General features: G+C 37.8%; 16 protein-coding genes and 1 riboswitch. Of the genes, 8 read left to right on the top strand and 8 right to left on the bottom strand.

The window, feature by feature from the left end; all coding sequences use genetic code 11:
* Nucleotides 1–142: 142 nt before the first annotated feature.
* The 3 genes from G7051_RS11530 to G7051_RS11540 all read right to left on the bottom strand — a co-directional run bounded on the left by G7051_RS11530 (nucleotide 143) and on the right by G7051_RS11540 (nucleotide 6,010).
* Nucleotides 143–1,888: a RagB/SusD family nutrient uptake outer membrane protein gene (locus G7051_RS11530; protein WP_166200435.1), complete on the bottom strand. Its 1,746-nt coding sequence runs from the start codon at nucleotides 1,886–1,888 to the stop codon at nucleotides 143–145.
* Nucleotides 1,889–1,908: 20 nt separating this feature from the next.
* Nucleotides 1,909–5,079 (bottom strand): TonB-dependent receptor, encoded by a 3,171-nt coding sequence (locus G7051_RS11535; protein WP_166200437.1) that lies wholly within the window; start codon nucleotides 5,077–5,079, stop codon nucleotides 1,909–1,911.
* Nucleotides 5,080–5,473: 394 nt separating this feature from the next.
* Nucleotides 5,474–6,010 carry an HDIG domain-containing metalloprotein gene (locus G7051_RS11540; protein ID WP_166115405.1) on the bottom strand — a complete coding sequence of 179 codons (537 nt, stop codon included), beginning with the start codon at nucleotides 6,008–6,010 and terminating at the stop codon, nucleotides 5,474–5,476.
* Nucleotides 6,011–6,072: 62 nt separating this feature from the next.
* Here G7051_RS11540 and G7051_RS11545 point away from each other — a divergent pair, with 62 nt between their 5' ends.
* The 4 genes from G7051_RS11545 to G7051_RS11560 all read left to right on the top strand — a co-directional run bounded on the left by G7051_RS11545 (nucleotide 6,073) and on the right by G7051_RS11560 (nucleotide 10,116).
* Complete coding sequence (locus G7051_RS11545) at nucleotides 6,073–7,236, top strand: exo-beta-N-acetylmuramidase NamZ domain-containing protein (RefSeq protein WP_166115408.1); 1,164 nt, start codon at nucleotides 6,073–6,075, stop codon at nucleotides 7,234–7,236.
* Nucleotides 7,237–7,264: 28 nt separating this feature from the next.
* Nucleotides 7,265–8,389 carry a hypothetical protein gene (locus tag G7051_RS11550; RefSeq protein ID WP_166200439.1) on the top strand — a complete coding sequence of 375 codons (1,125 nt, stop codon included), beginning with the start codon at nucleotides 7,265–7,267 and terminating at the stop codon, nucleotides 8,387–8,389.
* 304 nt (nucleotides 8,390–8,693) lie between these two features.
* A complete protein-coding gene (locus tag G7051_RS11555; RefSeq protein ID WP_166115413.1) occupies nucleotides 8,694–8,939 on the top strand; it encodes an RNA-binding protein in 246 nt (81 codons plus the stop codon).
* 103 nt (nucleotides 8,940–9,042) lie between these two features.
* Complete coding sequence (locus G7051_RS11560; protein WP_166200441.1) at nucleotides 9,043–10,116, top strand: nitronate monooxygenase family protein; 1,074 nt, start codon at nucleotides 9,043–9,045, stop codon at nucleotides 10,114–10,116.
* A 484-nt stretch (nucleotides 10,117–10,600) separates the two neighbouring features.
* Here the strand turns inward: G7051_RS11560 and G7051_RS11565 are convergent, their stop codons facing one another.
* The 3 genes from G7051_RS11565 to G7051_RS11575 form a co-directional block, all read right to left on the bottom strand.
* Nucleotides 10,601–11,872, bottom strand: a complete 1,272-nt coding sequence (locus G7051_RS11565; RefSeq protein ID WP_185154986.1) for a peptidase U32 family protein — start codon at nucleotides 11,870–11,872, stop codon at nucleotides 10,601–10,603.
* 124 nt (nucleotides 11,873–11,996) lie between these two features.
* Nucleotides 11,997–12,914 (bottom strand): DMT family transporter, encoded by a 918-nt coding sequence (locus G7051_RS11570; RefSeq protein WP_166200443.1) that lies wholly within the window; start codon nucleotides 12,912–12,914, stop codon nucleotides 11,997–11,999.
* 257 nt (nucleotides 12,915–13,171) lie between these two features.
* Complete coding sequence (locus G7051_RS11575; RefSeq protein ID WP_166200445.1) at nucleotides 13,172–13,402, bottom strand: hypothetical protein; 231 nt, start codon at nucleotides 13,400–13,402, stop codon at nucleotides 13,172–13,174.
* Nucleotides 13,403–13,763: 361 nt separating this feature from the next.
* Here G7051_RS11575 and G7051_RS11580 point away from each other — a divergent pair, with 361 nt between their 5' ends.
* A complete protein-coding gene (locus G7051_RS11580) occupies nucleotides 13,764–14,540 on the top strand; it encodes a class I SAM-dependent methyltransferase (RefSeq protein ID WP_166115420.1) in 777 nt (258 codons plus the stop codon).
* An 80-nt stretch (nucleotides 14,541–14,620) separates the two neighbouring features.
* On the opposite strand, the gene G7051_RS11585 is transcribed toward G7051_RS11580, so the two are convergent.
* Nucleotides 14,621–14,953, bottom strand: a complete 333-nt coding sequence (locus G7051_RS11585; protein WP_166115421.1) for a zinc ribbon domain-containing protein YjdM — start codon at nucleotides 14,951–14,953, stop codon at nucleotides 14,621–14,623.
* 84 nt (nucleotides 14,954–15,037) lie between these two features.
* Nucleotides 15,038–16,345: a cobyrinate a,c-diamide synthase gene (locus G7051_RS11590; RefSeq protein ID WP_166200447.1), complete on the bottom strand. Its 1,308-nt coding sequence runs from the start codon at nucleotides 16,343–16,345 to the stop codon at nucleotides 15,038–15,040.
* A 203-nt stretch (nucleotides 16,346–16,548) separates the two neighbouring features.
* Nucleotides 16,549–16,751: riboswitch (cobalamin riboswitch) on the top strand.
* 52 nt (nucleotides 16,752–16,803) lie between these two features.
* On the opposite strand from G7051_RS11590, the gene G7051_RS11595 reads away from it, so the two are divergent.
* The 3 genes from G7051_RS11595 to G7051_RS11605 all read left to right on the top strand — a co-directional run bounded on the left by G7051_RS11595 (nucleotide 16,804) and on the right by G7051_RS11605 (nucleotide 22,421).
* Nucleotides 16,804–18,978: a TonB-dependent receptor gene (locus tag G7051_RS11595; RefSeq protein WP_166200449.1), complete on the top strand. Its 2,175-nt coding sequence runs from the start codon at nucleotides 16,804–16,806 to the stop codon at nucleotides 18,976–18,978.
* Nucleotides 18,978–19,904 carry a sirohydrochlorin cobaltochelatase gene (locus tag G7051_RS11600; protein WP_166200451.1) on the top strand — a complete coding sequence of 309 codons (927 nt, stop codon included), beginning with the start codon at nucleotides 18,978–18,980 and terminating at the stop codon, nucleotides 19,902–19,904. The genes G7051_RS11595 and G7051_RS11600 overlap by 1 nt, the downstream gene beginning before the upstream one ends.
* Nucleotides 19,905–20,066: 162 nt before the next feature.
* Entirely contained in the window at nucleotides 20,067–22,421 is a 2,355-nt protein-coding gene (locus tag G7051_RS11605) for a TonB-dependent siderophore receptor (protein ID WP_166200453.1), read from the top strand.

The raw sequence follows: 22,421 nt of genomic DNA on the forward strand, positions 1-22,421 counted from the left end.
TTGCTGTTTTATGATATGTCAGGAAAATAAAATCTGGGTGATTTAAATAAACTATATGGGCTGAAAGATGTGCCCATATAGTTTATGGAAATAAATAAAATGTGTTTTTCAAGTATTCAGATATTTTGTAAATCTTATCTTTTTAGTCCCATCCGGGGTTATTAACCAGATTCGGATTTATATCCATTTCCTCTCCGGGTATAGGCCATAACATATCTCTGTCGGTAAACTCTTTGGTCAATAATCTCTTTCCGGTAAAGCCATAAACATTTCCGGGAATAAGAGTTTTGGCTAACTTCCAACGGCGAAGATCGTCCCAGCGATGTCCTTCGGCTGCCAGTTCTATTGCTCTTTCGTGTTGAATTCTGTCAAATACTTCATCTTTGTTTGATGCTTTTAACCATGCGGGTCCACTGTTGATAGCAGGCATATTGACTGATGGGCGTTGACGTACTTTATTTATATATTCTACGGCAATTGTTTGTTTACCTAATTCGTTTTGACATTCTGCATACATTAAATAGACATCCGCCAAGCGGATCAGTGGGAAGTTAATAGGGGTATGTGCTCTATTGTTTATAGCTCCGCTCATGTTACCTTCGGCAACAAACTTCCTGAATACATAACTTTCAGTGTATGCACCGTTTATCCGAATAAAGCCATTCGACTCGTTAGGAGCCACATTACGAGCTACCACAAATTCGCATTCTTTTGCAGCATTGCTCACCCAACCGTTATATTTGGTATATGGTAAAAGAATGGTAACAGCCATACGGGGATCTCTGTCTTGGTACATTGATAGCAGAATATTTTTATTCTTAGCATAAGTTTCAACAACCTTTCCGTCTTTACTTAAAGTACTTACAAAAGTTTCGTCTTTGACTGCTGTTCCTGTACTAAATCCGGGTATATATTCGTCCCAGTTAAATTTCTTACCATCCTTCAATTCATATTCGTCAACAAGTTTTACCGATGGCATTACATTATTCCAGCAGCTACCAAATGTACTGCGAGTTCCCATGTAGAAAGTCATTGGCATACCATAATCCATACCTACACCACCTGCATTTTGTATGGCAAAGATCATCTCGCTCGACTCATCTCCTCCGGGTTTAAACAAATCTGCATAGCTGTTATACAGTTTGTATCCATAACCTTTTCCTCTAGGATCATTCATTACTTCTTCAAAGTCCTGAGAAGCTTTTTGATACTCTTTGGTGTATAAGTAAACCTTTCCGCGTAAGGCATAAACGGCTCCTAATGTAGCACGTCCTGTATTTGCAGTTGGCCATTTAACAGGCATAGCGTCACTCGTTATTACTTCGGTCAGGTCTTTTATGATGAAATCAACAGTTTCTTTGTCCGTATTACGAGGTTTCAGCAAAGTATTGTAATCTGTCGACTGATTTATAGTTTCATCATATAAAGGAACCCCTCCATACAGATTATATAGCTGGAAATAAAACACAGCACGTAAAAACTTAGCCTCTGCTATATACTTATTTTTAGCTTCGGCGCTAATTGTTGTGTTTTCAGATATTTTCCGAATAGCCAGATTGGAACGCATTACACCGTCGTATAGCGACTTCCACGATTTCTTGATTAGTTCTGTACGACCTGTATAGGTTCCTAACAAAACCGGTCCATAGCCTTGGTTATCATAACCGATACCCATATCAGAGATATTGTCGATCGCAAATTTTAACCCAAATGCGTTATCTTCTCTTAATGCTGCATATACCCCCATCATACCTTGGTTTATTTGGGTCTCATTCTTCCAGAATGTGCTTTCACCCACCTGATCGTAGGGATATCTGTCTAAATCATAACATCCGCTGAATGTTACAATTGCAATACATGCTGTTATAAATATTTTATACTTATTCATATTCGTTTTTGTTTAAGATGTTAGAATGTTACATTGATACCTATTGCTGCCTGTTTAGAAGTTGGATAAGCAAAACCGCTCACCTCAGGATCTAATCCATCATAGCTGGTAAATGTGAAGAAGTTTTCTAAACTACCATAAACTCGTATCCTGTCGATAGATAAACGTGACACCACGGATTTAGGTAAGGTATATCCTAATTGTATATTCTTTATTTTAACGTAGGACTTGTCCTGTACCCAGAAGTCGCTGATAATTGTGTTACGTGTATCGCTGTATTCCAATAGGCGAGGAAATGATGCATTTCCTGTTCTTCCTTCATACCATCTTCCATCTGTAATTTTTTTGTTGAGTTGGTATCCGGTACGTACTTGGGGACGATAGTAGTTATCTAATAAAACTTGTTCCATACCGGTTGCACCCTGTATAAGCACAGAGCAGTCAAAACCCTTGTATGCAGCCCCTAGATTTACACCAAAAGTGAATGTAGGAGTAGGTCCATGCCCTATTACAGTTCGGTCGTCATCATTAATAACTCCATCGCCGTTTAAGTCTTTGTACATAAGATCTCCTAATTCGGGTCTTTTACCTGATCCGAATGGATTGGGAGACTTCGAATTGTCTATAAATTTTTGTACATAATCCAGATCTTCCTGATTTTGGATCAATCTGTCTACAACCCGTCCATATTGTGTATTGATGGCATATCCTTCTTTTATCATGTTCGCTCCACTTAAAGACATTACATCGCCTTTAAACTTGGTAACTTTATTATTTAAGAAAGTGAAGTTGGTATTTGCATAATAAGAAACCTCTTGTATCTTGTCTTGCCATCCGAGAGAAACCTCTAAACCTTTATTCACGACTGTTCCTGCATTTTGACGTGGAGCAGTTGCATTTCCATTTACTAAAGGAATAGGTAAGTCGATCAATATATCTTCTGTTGTCTTATGGAAATAATCAAGAGTTCCGGTCAGTTTATTACCCAAAAGTCCAAAATCAAGCCCTATACCCGCAGCTTTAGTTCTTTCCCAAGTTAAATTGGCGTTTGCTATTGCTGTTTGAGCTACACCCATCGCTACAAGATTGTTGGTGATATAATTACTGGCACCATATAATGATTGAGCCAAATAGTTCCCGTTGATATTGGCATCGGAACTACTTAATGCATTATTCCCTAACTCACCGTAAGAAGCTCTTAATTTAAAATTGCTAAGACCTTTTGCAACCAAGTCCTGCATAAATGACTCTTGATCTATTCTCCATGCTGCTGAAGCAGAAGGGAAGTATCCCCAACGATTGTCCTTGGTGAATCGCGATGATCCATCGGCACGCATATTGAATTCAAGTAAATATTTTTCATCCCAGTTCAGATTGATACGTCCAAAGAAAGAACGCATAGCCCATTCTACTGTATTTCCGCTTGCACTGGCAGCTCCGGTTGCACCATTTATAGAACCCAAATCAGGGTCTAAGAGATCTTGCTTAGTTGTTTGGAACCATTTGTATCTGAATAATTCCTGACTGGCTCCTGCCATTATCGAGTAATTCAATTTAGATACATTGTTGGTATAGGTTGCAACAGCATCCATCAAATAGTTATTCCATTTGAAGTCGCTATTCATTATTGAAGTTTTGCCCACACCATCGGAAGTCATTGTTTCTGTCAGGAAATTCCATTGAGGAATAAATATGGGTTGCTGATCTTTTATTTTGTCAGTAAAGATGTAGTTAAACGATCCGGTAACACTTAATCCTTCAATCGGTTTTAATGTTCCATAAAAACGCGATTTAAGATGGCGGTTTTCGTTAGTTCCTTTTCTGTAATTTAAACGGTATAATGGATTGTTATTTGCCGATTGAGCATCATCTTCGGTGTTGTTCATTGCTCCATATCTTCCATCAGGTGATCTGAATACCATTCCGGGAGTAGTTGCTGACGAGAAAGTGAAAATACTTGAATCGTCATCACTGTCGGCAATACCTGATCCCGACTCGGTTTGTCCCAGATAACCACTCAAATTAGTTCCTAATGTTAACCATGGTTGTACATTTGCTTCGAGGTTAGTTCTCAGGTTATAACGTTTGTATGCAACATTTTCCATAATACCGGGAGAATCCAGATAGCCGAATGAAGTATAAAATTTCACCTTTTCAGAACCTCCGCTTACCGATAAGTTATGATTGGTTCCGACATTTGTTTCAAACAAAGCCTCCATCAAATCGGTATTTGGATACTTAAGAGGATCAGTGCCTGTTCTCCATTCATTGATCTTGTCTTTAGAAAATTTGGTTGCCAGTTTAGAGTTTGCCAAACCTTCGTTGATCAACTCCATGTAATCGGCATAGTTACTCACCAAATTAAACTTGTTACTGATGGTTTCCCAAGATACATATCCGTTATAATCCACTTTTACACTACCGGCTTTACCTTTTCGGGTGGTAATAAGTATAACTCCGTTGGCAGCTCTCGATCCATATATTGCTGCCGAAGCTGCATCTTTTAATACGGATAAATCCTCAATATCCTGAGGGTTTACGCTGTTGATATTACTTTCAACACCATCTATTATTACCAAGGGAGCCGAATTGTTTAGAGTACCTTGTCCGCGGATCATTATGGAGGCGTTGTTTTCCCCCGGGCGGTTTGAAGACGAAGTAACCTGTACTCCGGCAGCCATACCTGCAAGCCCTTGTGATACGTTGGCAATAGGGCGACTTTCTACTAATTCGCTCATCTTGATATTGGATACAGAACCCGTGAGGTTTACTTTCTTCTGTACACCATATCCCACAACAACCACTTCATCCAAAGATTGAGTATCTTCCTTTAATGTGATGTTGATTTGCGTTTGGCTTCCAACTTTTACCTCTTGGTTTATGTAACCAACATACCTGATTAATAGGGTTGAATTGGCAGGTGCGTCCAATGAGAACTTGCCATCGAGATCGGTTACCGTTCCTATGGTGGCACCTTTTACTGTTACTGAAGCTCCTATAATAGGGTCGCCATTTTGATCTACGACAGTGCCTGTTATTGCTTTCTGTTGTTGAGACTGTGTTATGCCGGTGCTTTCGGGTATCATGCCCTTGTGTTCTGCAAAAGCTATTCCTGTAGTAAGGAAGAGCATGGTACTCCCCATGAGTATTCGTTTGAATAACGGGGAATAGTAAACTCGCTTGTTTATCATAAGCTTTAAATTTAAAAAAGGTTAATCACTAAGAGTCTCTACTCTGAGGGTTCTGAAAGGTTAAATTTTTGTATTGTTTCAAACCAAAATTAGTATTCTTTAATGTGTTGCATGTGTGTAATTCGTCTGAATTATGGGCACAAATAGTCTGAGTACGTCTATTTAACACAAAGTCTACAGCCTTCGGATGAAATCTTTTTGTCTTCCTTTCTTCTGTTTATTAGTGATTTGTATATGTGGATAGTGCGATTATAGGTGAAAAGCTCTATAATCGGTTTGTTTTACATATTTTAAATAATGGTCATAGGGTAGCTGATATTGTATTAACTATACAATAGGTAATAGAAATCTTAATTAACTATTCTGAGTTTAGGCTGAAATTGTATATTTGGTTTTACAAGAATAGCTCACACCATTCCGTAAATTGGCGTACTGATCTTTCGCCGAACTTGGCAAGTTTGCCTTTTATGGTTTCTATACTTTTCTCTTCACCTAAATTTGTCTTAGAAAAAAAGCAGTCGGCAAAGCATATTACTTTTTCTTCGATACTGATGGGCATCATATCACGATGGGGTAGAGGTAATTTCTGTTCTATTATTTCGTCAAGGGTTAAACCTGCTCCGGTATGTCTTTCGCAGACCAAAGCATGCTTAGGTAGTCCTTCTTTTTGTAATAGTTCGCTTCCCAGATATCCATGGGCTATATACGGGTATTCGCCATAGCAATCTATAGAATGTGCATTGGTCATAAAGATACCGATGTCGTGCATCATTCCCGCTTCACGAACAAAGTGCATGTCGATGTTTAATTCGGGATGTTTCTTGGCTATCTCCAATGCTTTTTTAGTTACATCCGAACTATGATTAATGAGGATATTGTATAGTGAGGAGCTCTCTTCGTAATATTTTTTGATTATGTCTATAGGATTCATTTGGCAAAGGCTTTATTTAGATGACAATAACACTTATCTTTACAAAGTAAATAACGATTTTTATGAAAAAAGGTTTTTTATTGTTACTATTTTCAGTTTTATTCTGCGTTTCTGCTCTTGGAGCAAATAAAATAAAAGTAGGAGCTGATCAATTAGAAAAACTTCTTCCTCTGGTGAAGAACAAGAATGTAGCACTTGTTGTTAATCATACGAGTTGTTTATCAGACGGTACCCATTTGCTCGATGCTCTTCTTTCCAACCATGTAAATGTAGTTAAAATTTTTGCTCCCGAGCATGGTTTCAGAGGAAATGCAGATGCCGGAGAACAGGTGGCAGATGGTAAAGATATAAAATCGGGATTACCCCTTGTCTCACTATATGGTAAGAATAAAAAGCCATCTCCCGAAATGCTGAATGGTGTTGATGTTGTGATCTTTGATATTCAAGATGTAGGAGCACGTTTTTATACCTATATAAGTACTATGCATTATGTGATGGAGGCTTGTGCCGAGAATAATAAGGAATGTATAATACTTGATCGTCCCAATCCCCATGATTATATTGATGGACCTATCTTAGAAACACCCTATAAATCGTTTGTCGGGATGCATCCTATACCCGTTTTGCATGGACTTACGGTGGGCGAGCTGGCTCAGATGATAAACGGGCAGGGTTGGTTGACGGGAAAACTAAAGTGTAATCTGAAAGTTATCACAGTAGAAGGCTGGAAGCATGGCGACCCTTATTCGTTACCTGTTAAGCCATCGCCTAATTTGCCTAACGATCAGTCTATAAAACTATATGCTTCTCTGTGTTTTTTTGAAGCCACTCAGGTAAGTGTAGGGCGTGGTACTTATTACCCTTTTCAGGTGGTGGGTTATCCCAATCCTAAATTCGGGACGTTTACATTTACCCCTGTATCATTACCCGGATTCGAGAAAAATCCTTTGCAAAAAGACAAGCTTTGTTATGGTTACGATCTTAGAAATATTGATTTTGACAAAGGCTTGACACTTTCATATCTGATTGATTTCTATAATAAATCAGGTTTGGGAGCAGCATTCTTTAAATCACCTAAGTTTATGAACCTGTTGTCAGGAACAAGCAAACTTCAAAAACAGATAGTTGCAGGGGAGTCCGAAGAAAGTATTCGTAAAACATGGCAAAAAGGCTTGGATGAGTACAAACAAATGAGAAAGAAGTATCTTTTATACGAAGATAAATAAAAATGAATACCCTAATAGGATAATATATATGTCAGATATTAAGCAATGCCCTTTTTGTGGCAAGCCCGTACGAGAGGATGAAAATGTTTGCGAGGAGTGTAAAGATCATATGGATCATCAGTATACTACCGACTTTCTGGATGATGATCGGATCAACAAACCATTACCTGATTTGCCGGTAGAATCTGATAAAGTAGATTCTACACCTCCAATCGAAGAACGACTTGAAGAGAATAACATAGCAGAGCCTTCGCCCGAAGAGCCTAAAAGACGTTCGAAGATGTCAAAAGGTATTATCTTTTTGATTCTGGGATCTGCCATTCTAGTGGTTATTGGTGTAGTAGGAGCTTTAGATATTGCACGGTCGCGTAACTCCGAGGCAACACAAGAAGCCTATTGGATGAAATGTGTGGAGGAAAACACGCCATTATCATATTCAAAGTATTTAGTACGGTATCCTGAAGGTAATTTCGCGGATGAAGCTGAAAAACGAATCAGAGCTTCGCGGGAAGAGGAAATTCAAGCTTGGGAGAAACTACGGAAATCGTCCGATATAAATGCTTTCTATGCTTATTTGAGCGAGAATCCCAAAACACCCCATTTAGATCAGATACATCTGATCATGGACTCTCTGAGTTGGAATACTACCCTTAAAGATAATACAGCCGATGCCTACAAAGCTTATATGGAAAATGCCAGCTTGGGTAATATTACAGGTGCACATGTAAACGAAGCAAAGGAAAAATACGATTATCTTTCTCAGATTGTAGTATTAAGCGGTGCGTCTTTAGAAAGTCTCATTCTCGATTTGAAAGATTTTTTCAAAAAAATGTCAGAAAATAAGCCGAAAGATTTACTTAAAGAATTTACTCCAAAGGCTTTTTATTATACTGCCGAAATGAGTAGTACTGACATTGTTGCTTCCATCTCGAAAAAATATACTGAAGACAAGATAAAAAAGATAACCTATACGCTTAAACCCGAATCGGTATTTGCCAAGCAGGATAATAAAGGAATTGTATTTGTAGACCTGTCTGTAGAGAAGGAAATTGTCTATAATGTTAGGAAGAAGAAAAACGACAAGCTGACTCAAAATCTAGCTCTTAAGATTAACGGTGATAAATTAGTGCAATCAGTGAAGTTGAAAAAGTGAATAAATTTGATTGTCTCAGAAATGGTTGACTATGCAATAATGGTTTAATTTCCTATTTTTTATAGTTAATTTATGTTACTTGAAATGTAAAAAAAGTAAAATAGGCTCGTTTTGATAAATAACTTATCTCCATATAGTATCCAAATAGATTTTTATTCCGTTCTTTAGTTTTAGAAACAAATAAGTTTGTTTTGTTCTTTATCTTGCATTATCTCTCTTAATAGATTATTAAGTTTCCTACTGTAGAAATAGACCTTAACATCAACTTCTTGTTTTTAAAATCACTTAATTAAATTTTATTGTTATGAACATTTATGTTGGAAATCTTAGCTACGAAGTTAAGGAATCAGATCTACAAGCATTATTGGCCGATTTCGGCTCAGTTGTTTCTGCTAAATTAATTATCGATAGAGCTTCAAATAGATCAAAAGGATTTGGATTTGTTGAAATGGAGGATGAAGCTAGTGCGAAAAATGCAATTCAAACTCTGAACGGAAAAGAGCATTTAGGTCGCCCAATGGTGGTGAAAGAGGCAATACCAAAGGTATAATTTGCCCACTGAGGTAATCGTAATGCAAAATATTAAATAAGCTTCAGATTAACCAATACAGACAAATTCTGGGCATCTAGATTTGTCTGTTTTTACATTATATATGAAATCATTTTTTATAGGAAATTTAGAAATTAAACTTCCAGTTATTCAGGGAGGAATGGGCGTTGGTGTATCTCTATCGGGACTAGCATCAGCAGTTGCTAACGAAGGCGGTATCGGCGTTATTTCATGTGCCGGTTTGGGATTACTCTATCGTCAACCAGCATCAGATTATCTGAGCGATTGTATTTGGGGATTAAAAGAGGAAATCCGAAAAGCAAAAGAAAAAACAAAAGGAGTGGTAGGTATCAATATTATGGTAGCTCTTACTAATTTTGCTGACATGGTGCGTACATCTATTGCAGAGAAAGCAGATGTTATTTTTGCGGGAGCAGGGCTTCCACTCGATTTACCATCTTTCCTTAAGTCGGACAGTATTACAAAGTTGGTACCTATTGTATCATCTTCACGTGCAGCAAAAATAATCTGCGATAAATGGTTTGCTAATTACAACTATTTACCCGATGCTATTGTTGTAGAGGGACCTAAAGCCGGAGGACATCTTGGCTTTAAAACCAATCAATTAGAGGATGCAAACTATGCTTTAGAGCAGATTGTTCCCGAAGTTGTTGAAGTTGCCCAAACATACAAAGAACATAAAAACATCCCTGTGATTGCAGCCGGAGGAATTCATTCGGGACAAGATATATACCGTTTTATCGAGATGGGAGCATCCGGTGTACAAATGGGTACTATATTTGTTACTACCGATGAATGTGATGCTTCGCTTACTTTTAAAAATGTATTTATAGACTCTAAAAAAGAGGATATAAAAATCATAAACAGTCCCGTAGGTATGCCCGGAAGAGCTATTGACGGATTGTTTATCAGAAAAGTAGAAAGCGGATCGGAAACACCCAAAAGTTGCCCATATCATTGTATCAGAACTTGCGATTATTCGAAAAGCCCATATTGTATTATTTTAGCACTTTATAATGCAGCTAAAGGAAATATGGAGAAAGGATATGCTTTTGCCGGAGTAAATGCCCATCTGGCTAAAAAAATTATCAGTGTGAAAGAGACTATTGCTTCGCTGAAAGCTGAGTTTTTACTAGCAAAACAACCTGTTTTGTAGACGAAAATAGTACTTGACCTTTAAAAAAAGAAAAGAGGGAATGAATAATTATTCACTCCCTCTTCCACTTATAAAACACTAACACTAGAAAACATAAACTGTTTAGAAAAAGGCAGAGTCTACTTTTGAATGAAAAACTCTGTTTTGATGGAACACTCTTTTTGCTTCGAGAGGCGAACAAATCTCTACAACTGTTGTTCCTTTTTTTGAGATATTAACCTCCTTTCTAAAGAAAATTAAATACATAAAGTTCGCTCTTACTGTCTCAGTCATTTACCCTCTTTTACTTTGACTTTTGTAATTCCTTTTTCTATCTATAAAACAAAAGCTCAGTAGTTTTAGTTCCAAAAAACTCATTATTTTCTAATTGATATTTTTGATTTAGCAATTGTTTTTATGAATAAAATAAATTCAGAAAAATAAAATAAGCGAGGAAATCTTTTCCCCGCTTGTCTTTAACCATTTCAAAATAGTTTAATGCGTATTAATTTTTCTCCACAAACTTTTTGTTGGGAGTAACTTTTACCAGCTTAAAAAGTTTATCAGAAGGTCGAATCTTATCCGTAAGTTTTATAGAGAACTTTTCACCTTTTACCGTTTCCTCTACCGACTGCAGATCTACACGTATTTCTTCTACTATTTGAGTAACTGCACCTGTGGTTGGTCCGGTGATGAGAATTTCATCTCCAACCTTCAACGATTGCGTTTCCATCAAAAATTCGGCTACACCTATATTTGAGAAATACTTCAATCCTTTTCCTATGTATATTTTTCTCTTGGTGGCTTCCGAACCGTAGTTCATCGACCATTCGCCTAAGCGTTGTCCCAGATAATAACCATCCCAGAAACCACGATTGAATACCGTTGCCAAGCGAGTATCCCAATCGGCTATTTTTTCTTCAGAGAATGTTCCTTCGCAATGCGATTTTACAGCCTCTTTATAACATTCTACAACTGTACGAACATATTCTGCACCTCGAGCACGACCTTCGATTTTGAATACCCGTACACCTGCATCCATCATTTTATTCATGAAATGAATTGTCTTCAAGTCTTTAGGTGACATAATATATTCATTGTCGATTTCGAATTCCATATCGCTCTCTTTGTCCTTCACGATATATCCTCTACGACACATTTGGTTGCAAGCCCCTCTGTTTGCCGACAAGTCTTTTTCGTGTAAACTCAAATAGCATTTACCCGAAACAGCCATACATAATGCTCCGTGACTAAACATCTCGATACGGATAAGTTCGCCGCTCGGACCTTTGATCTGTTGCTCGGTAATATCTTTATAGATATCGGCAACCTGATCGAGTGTCAGTTCACGAGCCAATACTACCACATCTGCAAATTGTCCGTAGAATTTAAGAGCTTCGGAATTGGTTATATTCAGTTGTGTTGACAAATGTACCTCTACACCTATGCTGCGTGCATACATCATTACCGATACGTCGGATGCTATGATGGCCGATAGATTTGCAGCTTTAGCCGCATCTACAATCTGATGCATAAGGCTGATATCGTTATCGTAAATAATGGTATTGACAGTGAGATAACTTTTCATGTTATTCTCCTGACATATTTTCACGATATTTTTCAAGTCATCTAACGTAAAGTTATTAGATGATTTGGCTCGCATGTTTAGTCCCTCGATGCCGAAATAAATAGAGTCGGCTCCCCCTTGTATTGCCGCAGCCAGCGAATCGTACGATCCTACCGGTGCCATGATTTCATAATCAGCAATATTTTTCATTCAGAAATGCTATATTAGGTAAAATAAAAAGGTCTGTAACCTTAAATCGGTTGCAAAGATATAAATAAAAAAAGAGTCACCTGATTTCTGTTGTGACTCTTTGCTATCTATATGATTATAGTTTTTATCTATTGCCGAATTTGGTTTTGTGAGGTAATCTAAATTTAATCTTTTTAGAGATAAAATCGGACAGAACGATTAGCGATACTGCTATAACAATGAGCAAAATACCCATAGCCAGATTTTTTGTAAACAGCTCATTAAAAGCAAAGATCCCTACACAAACAGCAGTTACGGGTTCCATGGCTCCCAGTACAGCAGTGGCTGTAGATCCTATATATTGTACTGAGTATACCATCGCAATGTTAGATATTACGGTAGATAGTAAGGCGAGCATTACTAAGTCGACTACACTCATCGTATCAGGAAATGCTTGTATGCCTCCTGATAGTAAAGATTTCACTAGAAAGAATATGGAACTGAAAACCATAGCATATAAAGTCAGCTTAGAACCTGCCATATTGCGTACGCTCGATTTGTTGACTATAACAATATAAAGAGCATACATAAATGCTGATAGCAGCAGAAGCCCAATACCAAAAGGATTTAGTGTCGTGCCGTTTTCGCCTTTGTATAATAAAGACACTCCCAAAAATGCGATAACAATAGCTAACTGTGATATCTTAGGGATTTTTTCTTTAAAAAGTACAGCCATCAACAGAGCTACAAATACCGGATAGAGAAAAAGTATAGTAGCGGCTGTACCTACTGCTAGATATTGATATCCCCAGAATAAGCACTGTGCTGATAATGCAAATAATACACCGAGTGAGATTAAGGGTAACAGGTCTTTTCGTGTTATTGCAAAAGATTCTTTTTTGAAAAGCATCATTATGGCAATCAGTAATGATGTACAGGTAAACCGATAAAACAGCAATGAATCATAAAGCATTCCCTTTCCCAATATCGGAATGGCAAATAAAGGGATTAACCCGTATGTGGATGATGACAAACAACCCCAAAAATAACCTTTAACTTTCATCTCTTTACCTTAACAGCTAAGTGCAATATTATATATCTCCGATTTGGAATGCAAATGTATGATTTCTTTGAGATTCCAATCATTGAATTAATAAAACTTTTTGAATATATTATATGTTCTGTTTTTCTAACGCTTATTTAACTACGCGCAATCGAAGATTGCTTGTATTCCTTTTGCCCAAAGCCGCAAAAGGAATCAAAAAGGCTTTGTGCTGCGTGGCTCGCCTGTCTGACTTAAGCTTACAGGCTAAACTAAACCTACTGCCTTACGGCACGTTTAGTTTTACGCCCGTTTCGCTTGTCAGCTAATGGCTGTGCCACTGATGCACTGGGGCTGACGCATGATATCGTTTTTCGTCCGTCAGGCTTCCGACCTTGCCGGTTGCATGGGGTACCCGCAGGACGAATGAAAGCGTTAAGAAACAAAAGGATATCAATAGTAAATGTTTTCTTTTGTTTTAGCTTTCGAGTCCTTATCGGGTCAGGCAAAAGGCACAGTCTTGATCTTTTGTTTCGTTTTGCATCAAGGCAAAATGAAAAACAAACCCAAAGGGTGCGTTAGAAAAACAGAACATATAATATCAACTACAGATGGGGATAATTTATAATTGACAAGGATGTATTCTTTATTACAAAATAGTATGTATCTTTGCACTATGACACGTAATTTATTAAAATCGGATTTGGTGTAATAAACAATCTGTTCTTCTGATACAGATTGTCCCTTCGTTAGCTCTCGGATAATTCCTTTCGAGAGTATTTCTCTATAATTATAATTTTAGTTTTTTATCTGCGTACAATGATAATAGCATCGTTATGCTTTACATCGTATGCAAAATACATTACAACAATGAGTAACGAAAATATTACAACCATTCATGAATTCGATTTTAATTTAATCTGTGAATTCTTTTTAAATACCGAACGACAAGGACCCGGAAGTCCGGAAATAACCCTTAAAGCATTGAGCTTTATCGATAATCTTACTGATAGATCCCTTATAGCCGATATCGGTTGCGGAACAGGTGGTCAGACTATGGTATTGGCTCAGCAGGCACCCGGACATATTACGGGTTTCGATCTTTTTCCGGCATTTATTGACCGGTTCAATACTAATGCCGGTGAGCTGAATCTACAAGATAGGGTAAAAGGTGTTATCTGTTCGATGGACAATCTTCCTTTTCAGAATGAAGAGTTGGATTTGATCTGGTCGGAAGGAGCAATTTATAATATCGGTTTTGAACGTGGACTGAACGAGTGGCGTAAGTTTCTCAAGACAGGAGGCTATATCGCTGTTACCGAAAGTTCGTGGTTGACCGACAAACGTCCTGCTGAAATTGAGAATTACTGCATGCCGCATTTTCCGGAAATGAATACCATCTCTAATAAAGTAGCTCAGATAGAGAAGGCAGGATATATGCCTGTTGCAACCTTTACTCTGCCTACAACCTGTTGGACAGATCATTATTTTTCTCCATTGATCAGGGCACAAGAGATGTTTCTTGATAAATATGCAGGAAATAAAACTGTTGAAGAATTTGTAGAACTTCAACGTTACGATGCGGAAATATATAGCAAGTACAACGAATTCTATGGCTATGTATTTTACATCGCTAAAAAGATTTAGTAACTTTTTAGTGTAATAAAAAAGAGTTGATTAGAAATATCTAATCAACTCTTTTGCTTTAAATATGAGGAGTTTAATTCTTATCCTTTTTTCAGGAAGCATGTTTTTAGAACGATGCTCGATCCGTCTATTTTACAATCTACTTCTTCAGGATTTTCGGTCAGTCTGATACTTTTAACTTTTGTACCTCTTTTTATGACCATCGACGAACCTTTTACTTTCAGATCTTTGATAACCGTTACTGCATCACCGTCGATAAGCTCCGTTCCGTTGCTGTCTCTGGGCGTGTCGTCTGCTTCTACATCATTGCCATCAGTAGTCCACTCGTAACTGCAATCGGGACAGATATATACTGTGCCGTCGAAATACGTATTTTCCATGTCACACTGTGGACAATTGGGTGCTTCTGCCATTCTCTTTAAGTTTTAGTTAATTAATAAGAACTCCAAAGATAAGGTAAATAAGGCTTCAAGACAAATGAGGTATTTACCGATTGATTATTCGAATAATTTCATTAAATCCAATTCCGCCCAATAGATGTGTGTGTATCCTGCAATCGTGTTCTTATATCTGATTAGTTTTGTATCTACTTGCATTCCTTTGGCATTATGAATTTGAGTGACAGATGACAGGTTATTCTCAGGATCTTCTGTTTTAGAATAATGAAATTCGTGACCTTTGATCGATTGTCCGTTGTAATTAAACGCACGATAGCCTAATTTCAATTTCATGTGCTGCATCGTAGCCTTTTGTTTCAGAATATTTACCATCGGATATTCCACCCCGTCTTTATTGGCAATAGAAGTACATAGATACATCATACCCCCACATTCGGCAATGAGTTTACCTTCGTTTTCTATATAGGAGTTAATGCTTTCCAGCATCGGCTTATTAGAGCTTAATTCCGATAGATATAACTCAGGATATCCTCCCGGAAGATATACCAGATCGGAATGTAATGGTAATTTTTTATCAGCAATGGGACTGAAAAATATAACGTTACCCAATTGTTTCAGGTATTCGATATTTTCGTGATAGATGAAATTGAATGCCTCGTCATAGGCGACCGAAATATTCAGGTTGCCTTTTCCCGTCTTTGTCTCTTTCGATATATATTGAGTTCTTTCTGTTGAAGTTATTTCGAGTAATCGGTCAACATTGATATGCTTTTCGATAAGGTCAGCAACCTTATTCGCAAATTCATCAAAAATAAATTCTTTTTCGATATTTAAACCCAGATGGCGGGAGGGAATTTCCACATTTGTATCTTTCGGTAAATAGCCGAGAGCTTCGAGTCCCACATCTTCACAAGCATCTTTCAGATAGCTGTAATGGCTTTCGGATGCAACAAAGTTGAAGATAACACCTACTACGTTTATTCCTTTGTAAAAGTTCTTAAACCCATACAATAAAGCTGCCGAAGAATAAGCCATCGATTTGGCATTGATAACCAAAACAACAGGCAGATCGAGTAATTCGGCTATTTGGGCACTACTGCCCTCCATTCGGTCGTAACCATCGTATAAACCCATAACCCCTTCGACAATGCAGGCATCGTTTTTAGCTGTATATTTGGTGTATACCGATTTTACATGATCGGACGACGCTAGAAATACATCGAGATTAATCGAATGATTACCCGATGCCATATCGTGGTATTTGGTATCTATATAATCAGGGCCACACTTAAAAGGCTGGGTTCTTAGTCCTCTGTTTTTCAGAGCTCTGAGTAATCCCAATGTAACGGTTGTTTTGCCCGATCCCGAGGTTGTAGCGGATATTAATAGACGAGATAGCTTATCCATATAAAAGTATAATAAGTAATGTTAAATATTTGGAATTGTATTTTATAAGCATAAAAGCACCAGGTTATTATGCTTTTCGAAGTGACAAAAGGTCTTCGGATTAAGGTTTACAAAAATATAAAATCTATATCATAAACTGCATCTATCATACTATTTGTTTTATTTATTTTTCTGAATACAGTCTCTCTAAAATAGATTAAAAGTATCTTTGCATCCGTTAAGGTGATGCTTGGAGACATCCGTCTCGAGCATTTAAAAGGGAATTCGGTCAGAATCCGAAACAGTGCCCGCTACTGTGAACTCTTTAAAATTTTGAACAAATCTTTTGCCACTGTTCTTGTGAATGAATGGGAAGGCGTTCAAAATAGAGTGAGTCAGGAAACCTGCCTAACAAACCAGTTATTTACATATTCTCGGGGTCAAGAATATTTTTATAAACAATTTATTTTCATTTTTAAATGAGAAAGAAACTATTGCTGACGGCACTGGCGTGCTGTATAGTAAGTGTTGCTTTGGCTCAGATGACTTTGCAAGGAAAAGTTGTTGATGAGGACGGGCAACCTGTATTGTGTGCAACGGTACGTTTGGAGAAAACTACAATCGGTGCAGTGACTAACGGCAAGGGCGAATTTGTATTCAAAGATGTGCCCAATGGTGAGTATGTAATGCGGACGAGTCGTATGGACTTCGAGACCCAAAAACACGATGTAAGCCGTACGGATAACAATCTGCTTATCCGGTTAAAAAAATCTTATTTAAACCTCAATGAGGTGGTTGTGACCGGAACAGGAACCTATCACCGCTTGAAAGACACCCCCGTTCCTGTTGAAGTAATAACTGCTAAAGAAATTGCTAATACGGGAGCTCTTAACTTCGAAGATGCTTTATCGGCTCTATCCACATCTATTACTACAAAAGGAGCTTATAATATTGTGATGAACGGACTCAGAAACAAACAAGTACTGATTCTGGTCGATGGTAAGCGTCTAGCCGGTGATGTTGGAGGAGATAACGATCTGGAGCGTATCGATATGAGTAATATCAAACGCATAGAGGTGGTAAAGGGAGGAGCTTCGTCGCTTTACGGATCAGAAGCAATGGGAGGCGTAATTAATATTATAACCAATACTCCTCAGAACTCGATGGATATTGTTTCCGCTACACGGATATCCAAATACGGTCAATTCAATCAGAATGCGAACGTTGGTTTTAAGGTTGGTAAATTTATATCGCAAACCACTTACCAACGCAGGCAGACCGAGGGATGGCAGTTGAGTCCGTATGAAATAAAATCATTAAGCAAGCCTACTCGCGATACTTTGGTTGCCACAGGAAAGCAGGCTATGGCAGCTTATCACTCGAATACCGTTTCTCAGAAATTTGTATACAATCCGACAAAGAAATCGTCAGTTTATACCAAAGGGGTTTACTTCGATAAAAAAACAGACCGTCCCTATGCTGATTATGCTTACGATATGTTTTACAAAGATTATAATTTTGCTTTGGGCGGTGATTATCATTTCAGAAAACATATCAATTACATCACCTTCGACAGCTATTTTGATAACTACGAATACTATAAAGATTACCTCAAAAAGTCAGGTAAGTTTGAAGCCGGAGATCGTGACTTAACGAAGCGTCAACGTCTTTTTAATACCACCGTAAAAGGAGTATTCAGCCTGGGCGAAAATCACAAACTGAATACGGGTTTGGACTTTATGAATGAGTACATGAAGAACCCCGAAAGCTTGGCTGAATCGAAATCTGCATATACGATGGCATTTTATGCTCAGGATGAAATTAAAGTCATAGAGCGTCTCTCGGTAGTTGCTGGATTCCGTTTGCTTCATCACGAGACATTCAAGAATAAGTTTACTCCAAAAGCTTCGGCTATGTATGCTTTGGATCATTTCAATTTCAGAGCATCGTATGCAATGGGATTCAGGGCACCTAATCTGCAGGAGTTATATTATGATAAGATCTCGGGAAGTATGGTTAGTCAGGGAAATATTAACCTGAAACCCGAACGGTCGAATTACTTCTCTTTGAATACCGAATACATCAGCGATCATTTTACATTTTCGATAACAGGCTACATTAATAATATAAAAGATATTATCGACAGGCAAGTACAACCCTTGACCCCGGAGGATGAAGCAGGCGGAATCAAAACCCGTTATATGTATAATAATGTATCGAAAGCCCGTACACAAGGCGTAGATATTGCCATAAATACTTTTCTGGGCGATGGATTTTCGATAGGAATCAATTATAGTTATTTGGATGCACGCAACAGGATAGATAACAAGCCATTGTTCGGGTCGAGCCGCCATACAGGAATTCTGAACGGAAACTGGATGAAAGAATGGAAAAACTACCGATTGAATGTGAACCTGAATAGTCGTTTACAAAGCGAGACATACTACACAGATATGAATGCACGTCCTTTTCAATTGTGGAATCTGGCAACCAGCCATGCTTTTACAGGGGCAAAGAATCTAATTTTTGAACCCGGATTCGGAATCGAGAATATATTTAATTTCAGAGATGAAAAACCTTTCGGGAGTAAATATGCAACTACTTCACTGGGAAGAACCGTATTTGCCAGCTTAACCTTAAAGTTTAAAAAGTAATGAAAAATCTGTTTCTTATATTATCAATCATTGCTTCGATACTGAACGTATCTGCGCATGGTGGGAAAAACCACGAGCATTCTGATATTTTTGAGAATGTGCAAGCGGGCGATAAAGTTGCCATCTTGATGGTACACTTTGGAACGACACACGATGATACCCGTGCCTTAACCATAGATGCTATGAATAAAAAAGCTCAGGCAGAGTTTCCCGATGTAGAACTGCGTGAAGCATATACGGCACGTATAGTAATCAAGCGTCTGGGAGAAAGAGGAATCGTAAAACAAAAACCGTTGGATGTCCTGACCCAATTACAAAAGGAGGGTTATACCCATATTTTGATACAAACCTCTACTATAATTGATGGAGTGGAAATGGAGTCTTTGCAGAAAGATATTGCCGAAGTGCAGTCGGAGTTCAAAGAAATAAGAATTGGTGATCCACTGCTGTACAGTCCCGAAGATTATGAAAAACTGATAGATATATTAACCAAAAATCAGGATAGTGAAACTGCTTATGTGTGGGTAGGACACGGAACCTATGATTCTAATACCGCTCAATATGCTATGCTCGATTATATGTTGAAAGCTGAAGGACATAAAAATTGTTTTGTGGGAACTATCGAAGGATACCCGTCTTATGACGATATGTTGCAGCAACTGAAAGTATCGGGATTAAAGAAAGTAGTACTTGTACCTCTTATGTTTGTTGCCGGAGAGCACGCCAAAAATGACATTGCCGAGGACTGGAAAACCGATCTGGAGAAAGAAGGCTATTCGGTGGATGTGAAAATGGAAGGATTGGGACAAAATCCCGAAATACAGGATCTATACATTTCCCATTTGAAGTTTATCTCAGGACATCGTAAAATCGGTATTATGGAGAAAAAAGCCATTTACGAAGTAACGGGTGAAAAAATGGAGTAGGGCATCAACCCATTTCACGTCGAAAAACACGTTAGATATACCCATACTCAACCATATTTAAGTAATACTAAATACTTATTGTTACATTTTACAACTATAACAGTCTCCCGTTATTATGCTTATCAAAGCAATAAACAGGTCTGAGACCTAGTAATGAAAATCATGAAAAAAATAATTTTATTTGTTGTCGCATTGATGGCAGCAGGTGTTGTGTCAGCTCAAAATAAGAGCATGGTAGATACAGTGTATTCTATCAGTGAAGTAGAAGTAGTAGATTTCAGTAGAAAAAAAGTAGATATAGGCAAGTTAGATGTTCCGTTGGAATATTTGCCAATGACAGTAAATACAGTCTCTTTTAAAGACCTAGAGATAAGAGGTATTACCAATATGGAAGATGCCGTAAAATTTCTTCCCGGTGTGCGTATGCAAACCTCTTACGGAGCATTTCAGACACTTACGGTTCGAGGTTTTAATTATACACCTATTATGGTGGATGGAATAAGAGACGAACGAACTATGATAAACTCTTATCCTGTGGCTGACCTTACGGATATCGAGTCGATGGAATTATTGAAAGGACCGGCATCGGTTCTTTACGGACAATCGGTTATCGGTGGAGTTCTCAATATTGTGAGAAAGTCACCTACACCCTACAATGTTGTGAATGCACGCATGGCGTATGGCAGTTGGGATAACAAACAGGCTACGATGGATTTTGGTGGAAAGCTATACAAATCGGTCAACTATAGAGCATTGCTAAATTATGCCGATCAAAACGGATGGAGAGACAACGGAAACAAGCGTTTCTCGGGTTATTTTGCCCTGGCTTCTAAAATAGATGCAACAAGTAACATTGATCTTCGTGGAGGATTTAATCGTGACTGGTATGGTACCGAAATCGGTTTACCACCCAATATGACAAACGATGTATATAGTAAGGATGGTATGCTATTCCTTCAAAAAGGTCAGATGCAATCGGGGTTGAACAGAGAATCGCGTTACAACAGCCAGTCCGATTTTTTTAAAAACTATGGATGGAATGTTACCATGAAATACGATAAAAAGTTTGGTGATAATCTGAAACTGCAAAATTATGCTTCGTATTATGACGATGATATTAATTATTTCGGAACCGAAAGTTTAAAATATCTGGAGAGCAACGATGCTATCTACGATCACTTTTATCTGACCAAGAATAAAGCAGGAGACGAAGTCCGCAAATACATTTGTCTCGACAGTGTATATCTGGCATCTCCGTTGCGTTTCTCTCATATGGCGAAAACATTTAGCGATCAGCTCGAATTATCGGGTAATTTCTATACAGGAAGCATTAAGCATAATTTTATCGGAGGATATACTTTTTCACAAATGAATCGTAATTCGTACACAGGCTATAATCTGGCTCCGGCAAACGATCCTTTGAATAGTAAATACGATGTATATGGTCCCGGTCTTTATTCACATCTGGCAGTAAATAATCCTCAAAGTATGGGTTATATGAATTCATCATTCAGTAAAGCTATTATCACTAAAAGTTATATGCACAGTATCTACTTTCAGGATTTAGTGGAACTCGATGATAAATGGAAAGTGATGTTGGCAGGACGTTACGATTTCTTTAAGTATATGCGGGCAACAGCACCTACGTACGATGGCGAAAGACAATATCACCGATCGGAACAAACAGCATACAGCATCAATAATACCTCTTCGTTTACCTATCGTGCAGGTGTTGTTTATATTCCAACAAAAGACCTTTCATTTTATGGTTCAATGGCTTCATTCTTTAATCCTTATCGCGATTTCTATGCTGAAAATGTAATCTATGTGAATGCAAACGGCAATCGGTTTTTTCCAACGGCAGGTAAAGAAATATTTAAGCCTCAAACAGGTTATCAGGCAGAAGTGGGAGTTCGTTACAATCTGGGTAAATATGTACAAACAACAGGTAGTGTGTTTTATATCATAAAGAATAATGAAAAGAAAACCTTAAAAACGGGTGTTGTTGATGAAGACGGAATTACTAAATCGGTAGTCGGTCAGGTAGGTTCGTCTGAATCCAAAGGTTTCGATCTCGATATTACTGTTTTTCCTGCACAAGGATTTAATGTCATGCTAGGGTATGCATATACGGATGCTACTATTCGTGAAATGAAAACCAATGAATATATGGAAACCGAAACTCAAAAAGGAAATGAGTTAACAGGTGTTCCTAAAAATACTTTTTTCGCAGCAGCCAATTATCTTATATCGAAAGGTGTATTTAAAAACTTGGGCTTTGTGGCTACCGCTTCGTTTATGGATAAAGTATATCGCAATACCGATAATACATCCGAATATCCATCATATTGGTTAGTAGATATGGGCGTTTCGTACAAGTTGAAAAATAATGTTCGCTTATCAGCCAATGTAAATAATATATTCGATAAAGACTATTTCAATCAGTCGTTAGGGTCTCAGATGGTTCCAAGTATGCCTCGCAATTTTTTGCTTACAATGGCTTATTCTTTAAGATAA

The organism is Dysgonomonas sp. HDW5B (assembly GCF_011299335.1).
GTDB lineage: Bacteria > Bacteroidota > Bacteroidia > Bacteroidales > Dysgonomonadaceae > Dysgonomonas_A.

Excerpts from the sequence above, each read along its gene's own strand:
- G7051_RS11595 (WP_166200449.1), top strand. The coding sequence starts at position 16,804 with ATGAGAAAGAAACTATTGCTGACGGCACTGGCGTGCTGTATAGTAAGT.
- G7051_RS11585 (WP_166115421.1), bottom strand. The coding sequence starts at position 14,953 with ATGGCAGAAGCACCCAATTGTCCACAGTGTGACATGGAAAATACGTAT.
- G7051_RS11590 (WP_166200447.1), bottom strand. The coding sequence starts at position 16,345 with ATGGATAAGCTATCTCGTCTATTAATATCCGCTACAACCTCGGGATCG.
- G7051_RS11535 (WP_166200437.1), bottom strand. The coding sequence starts at position 5,079 with ATGATAAACAAGCGAGTTTACTATTCCCCGTTATTCAAACGAATACTC.
- G7051_RS11545 (WP_166115408.1), top strand. The coding sequence starts at position 6,073 with ATGAAAAAAGGTTTTTTATTGTTACTATTTTCAGTTTTATTCTGCGTT.
- G7051_RS11555 (WP_166115413.1), top strand. The coding sequence starts at position 8,694 with ATGAACATTTATGTTGGAAATCTTAGCTACGAAGTTAAGGAATCAGAT.
- G7051_RS11560 (WP_166200441.1), top strand. The coding sequence starts at position 9,043 with ATGAAATCATTTTTTATAGGAAATTTAGAAATTAAACTTCCAGTTATT.
- G7051_RS11540 (WP_166115405.1), bottom strand. The coding sequence starts at position 6,010 with ATGAATCCTATAGACATAATCAAAAAATATTACGAAGAGAGCTCCTCA.
- G7051_RS11580 (WP_166115420.1), top strand. The coding sequence starts at position 13,764 with ATGAGTAACGAAAATATTACAACCATTCATGAATTCGATTTTAATTTA.
- G7051_RS11570 (WP_166200443.1), bottom strand. The coding sequence starts at position 12,914 with ATGAAAGTTAAAGGTTATTTTTGGGGTTGTTTGTCATCATCCACATAC.
- G7051_RS11550 (WP_166200439.1), top strand. The coding sequence starts at position 7,265 with ATGTCAGATATTAAGCAATGCCCTTTTTGTGGCAAGCCCGTACGAGAG.
- G7051_RS11605 (WP_166200453.1), top strand. The coding sequence starts at position 20,067 with ATGAAAAAAATAATTTTATTTGTTGTCGCATTGATGGCAGCAGGTGTT.
- G7051_RS11565 (WP_185154986.1), bottom strand. The coding sequence starts at position 11,872 with ATGAAAAATATTGCTGATTATGAAATCATGGCACCGGTAGGATCGTAC.
- G7051_RS11530 (WP_166200435.1), bottom strand. The coding sequence starts at position 1,888 with ATGAATAAGTATAAAATATTTATAACAGCATGTATTGCAATTGTAACA.
- G7051_RS11600 (WP_166200451.1), top strand. The coding sequence starts at position 18,978 with ATGAAAAATCTGTTTCTTATATTATCAATCATTGCTTCGATACTGAAC.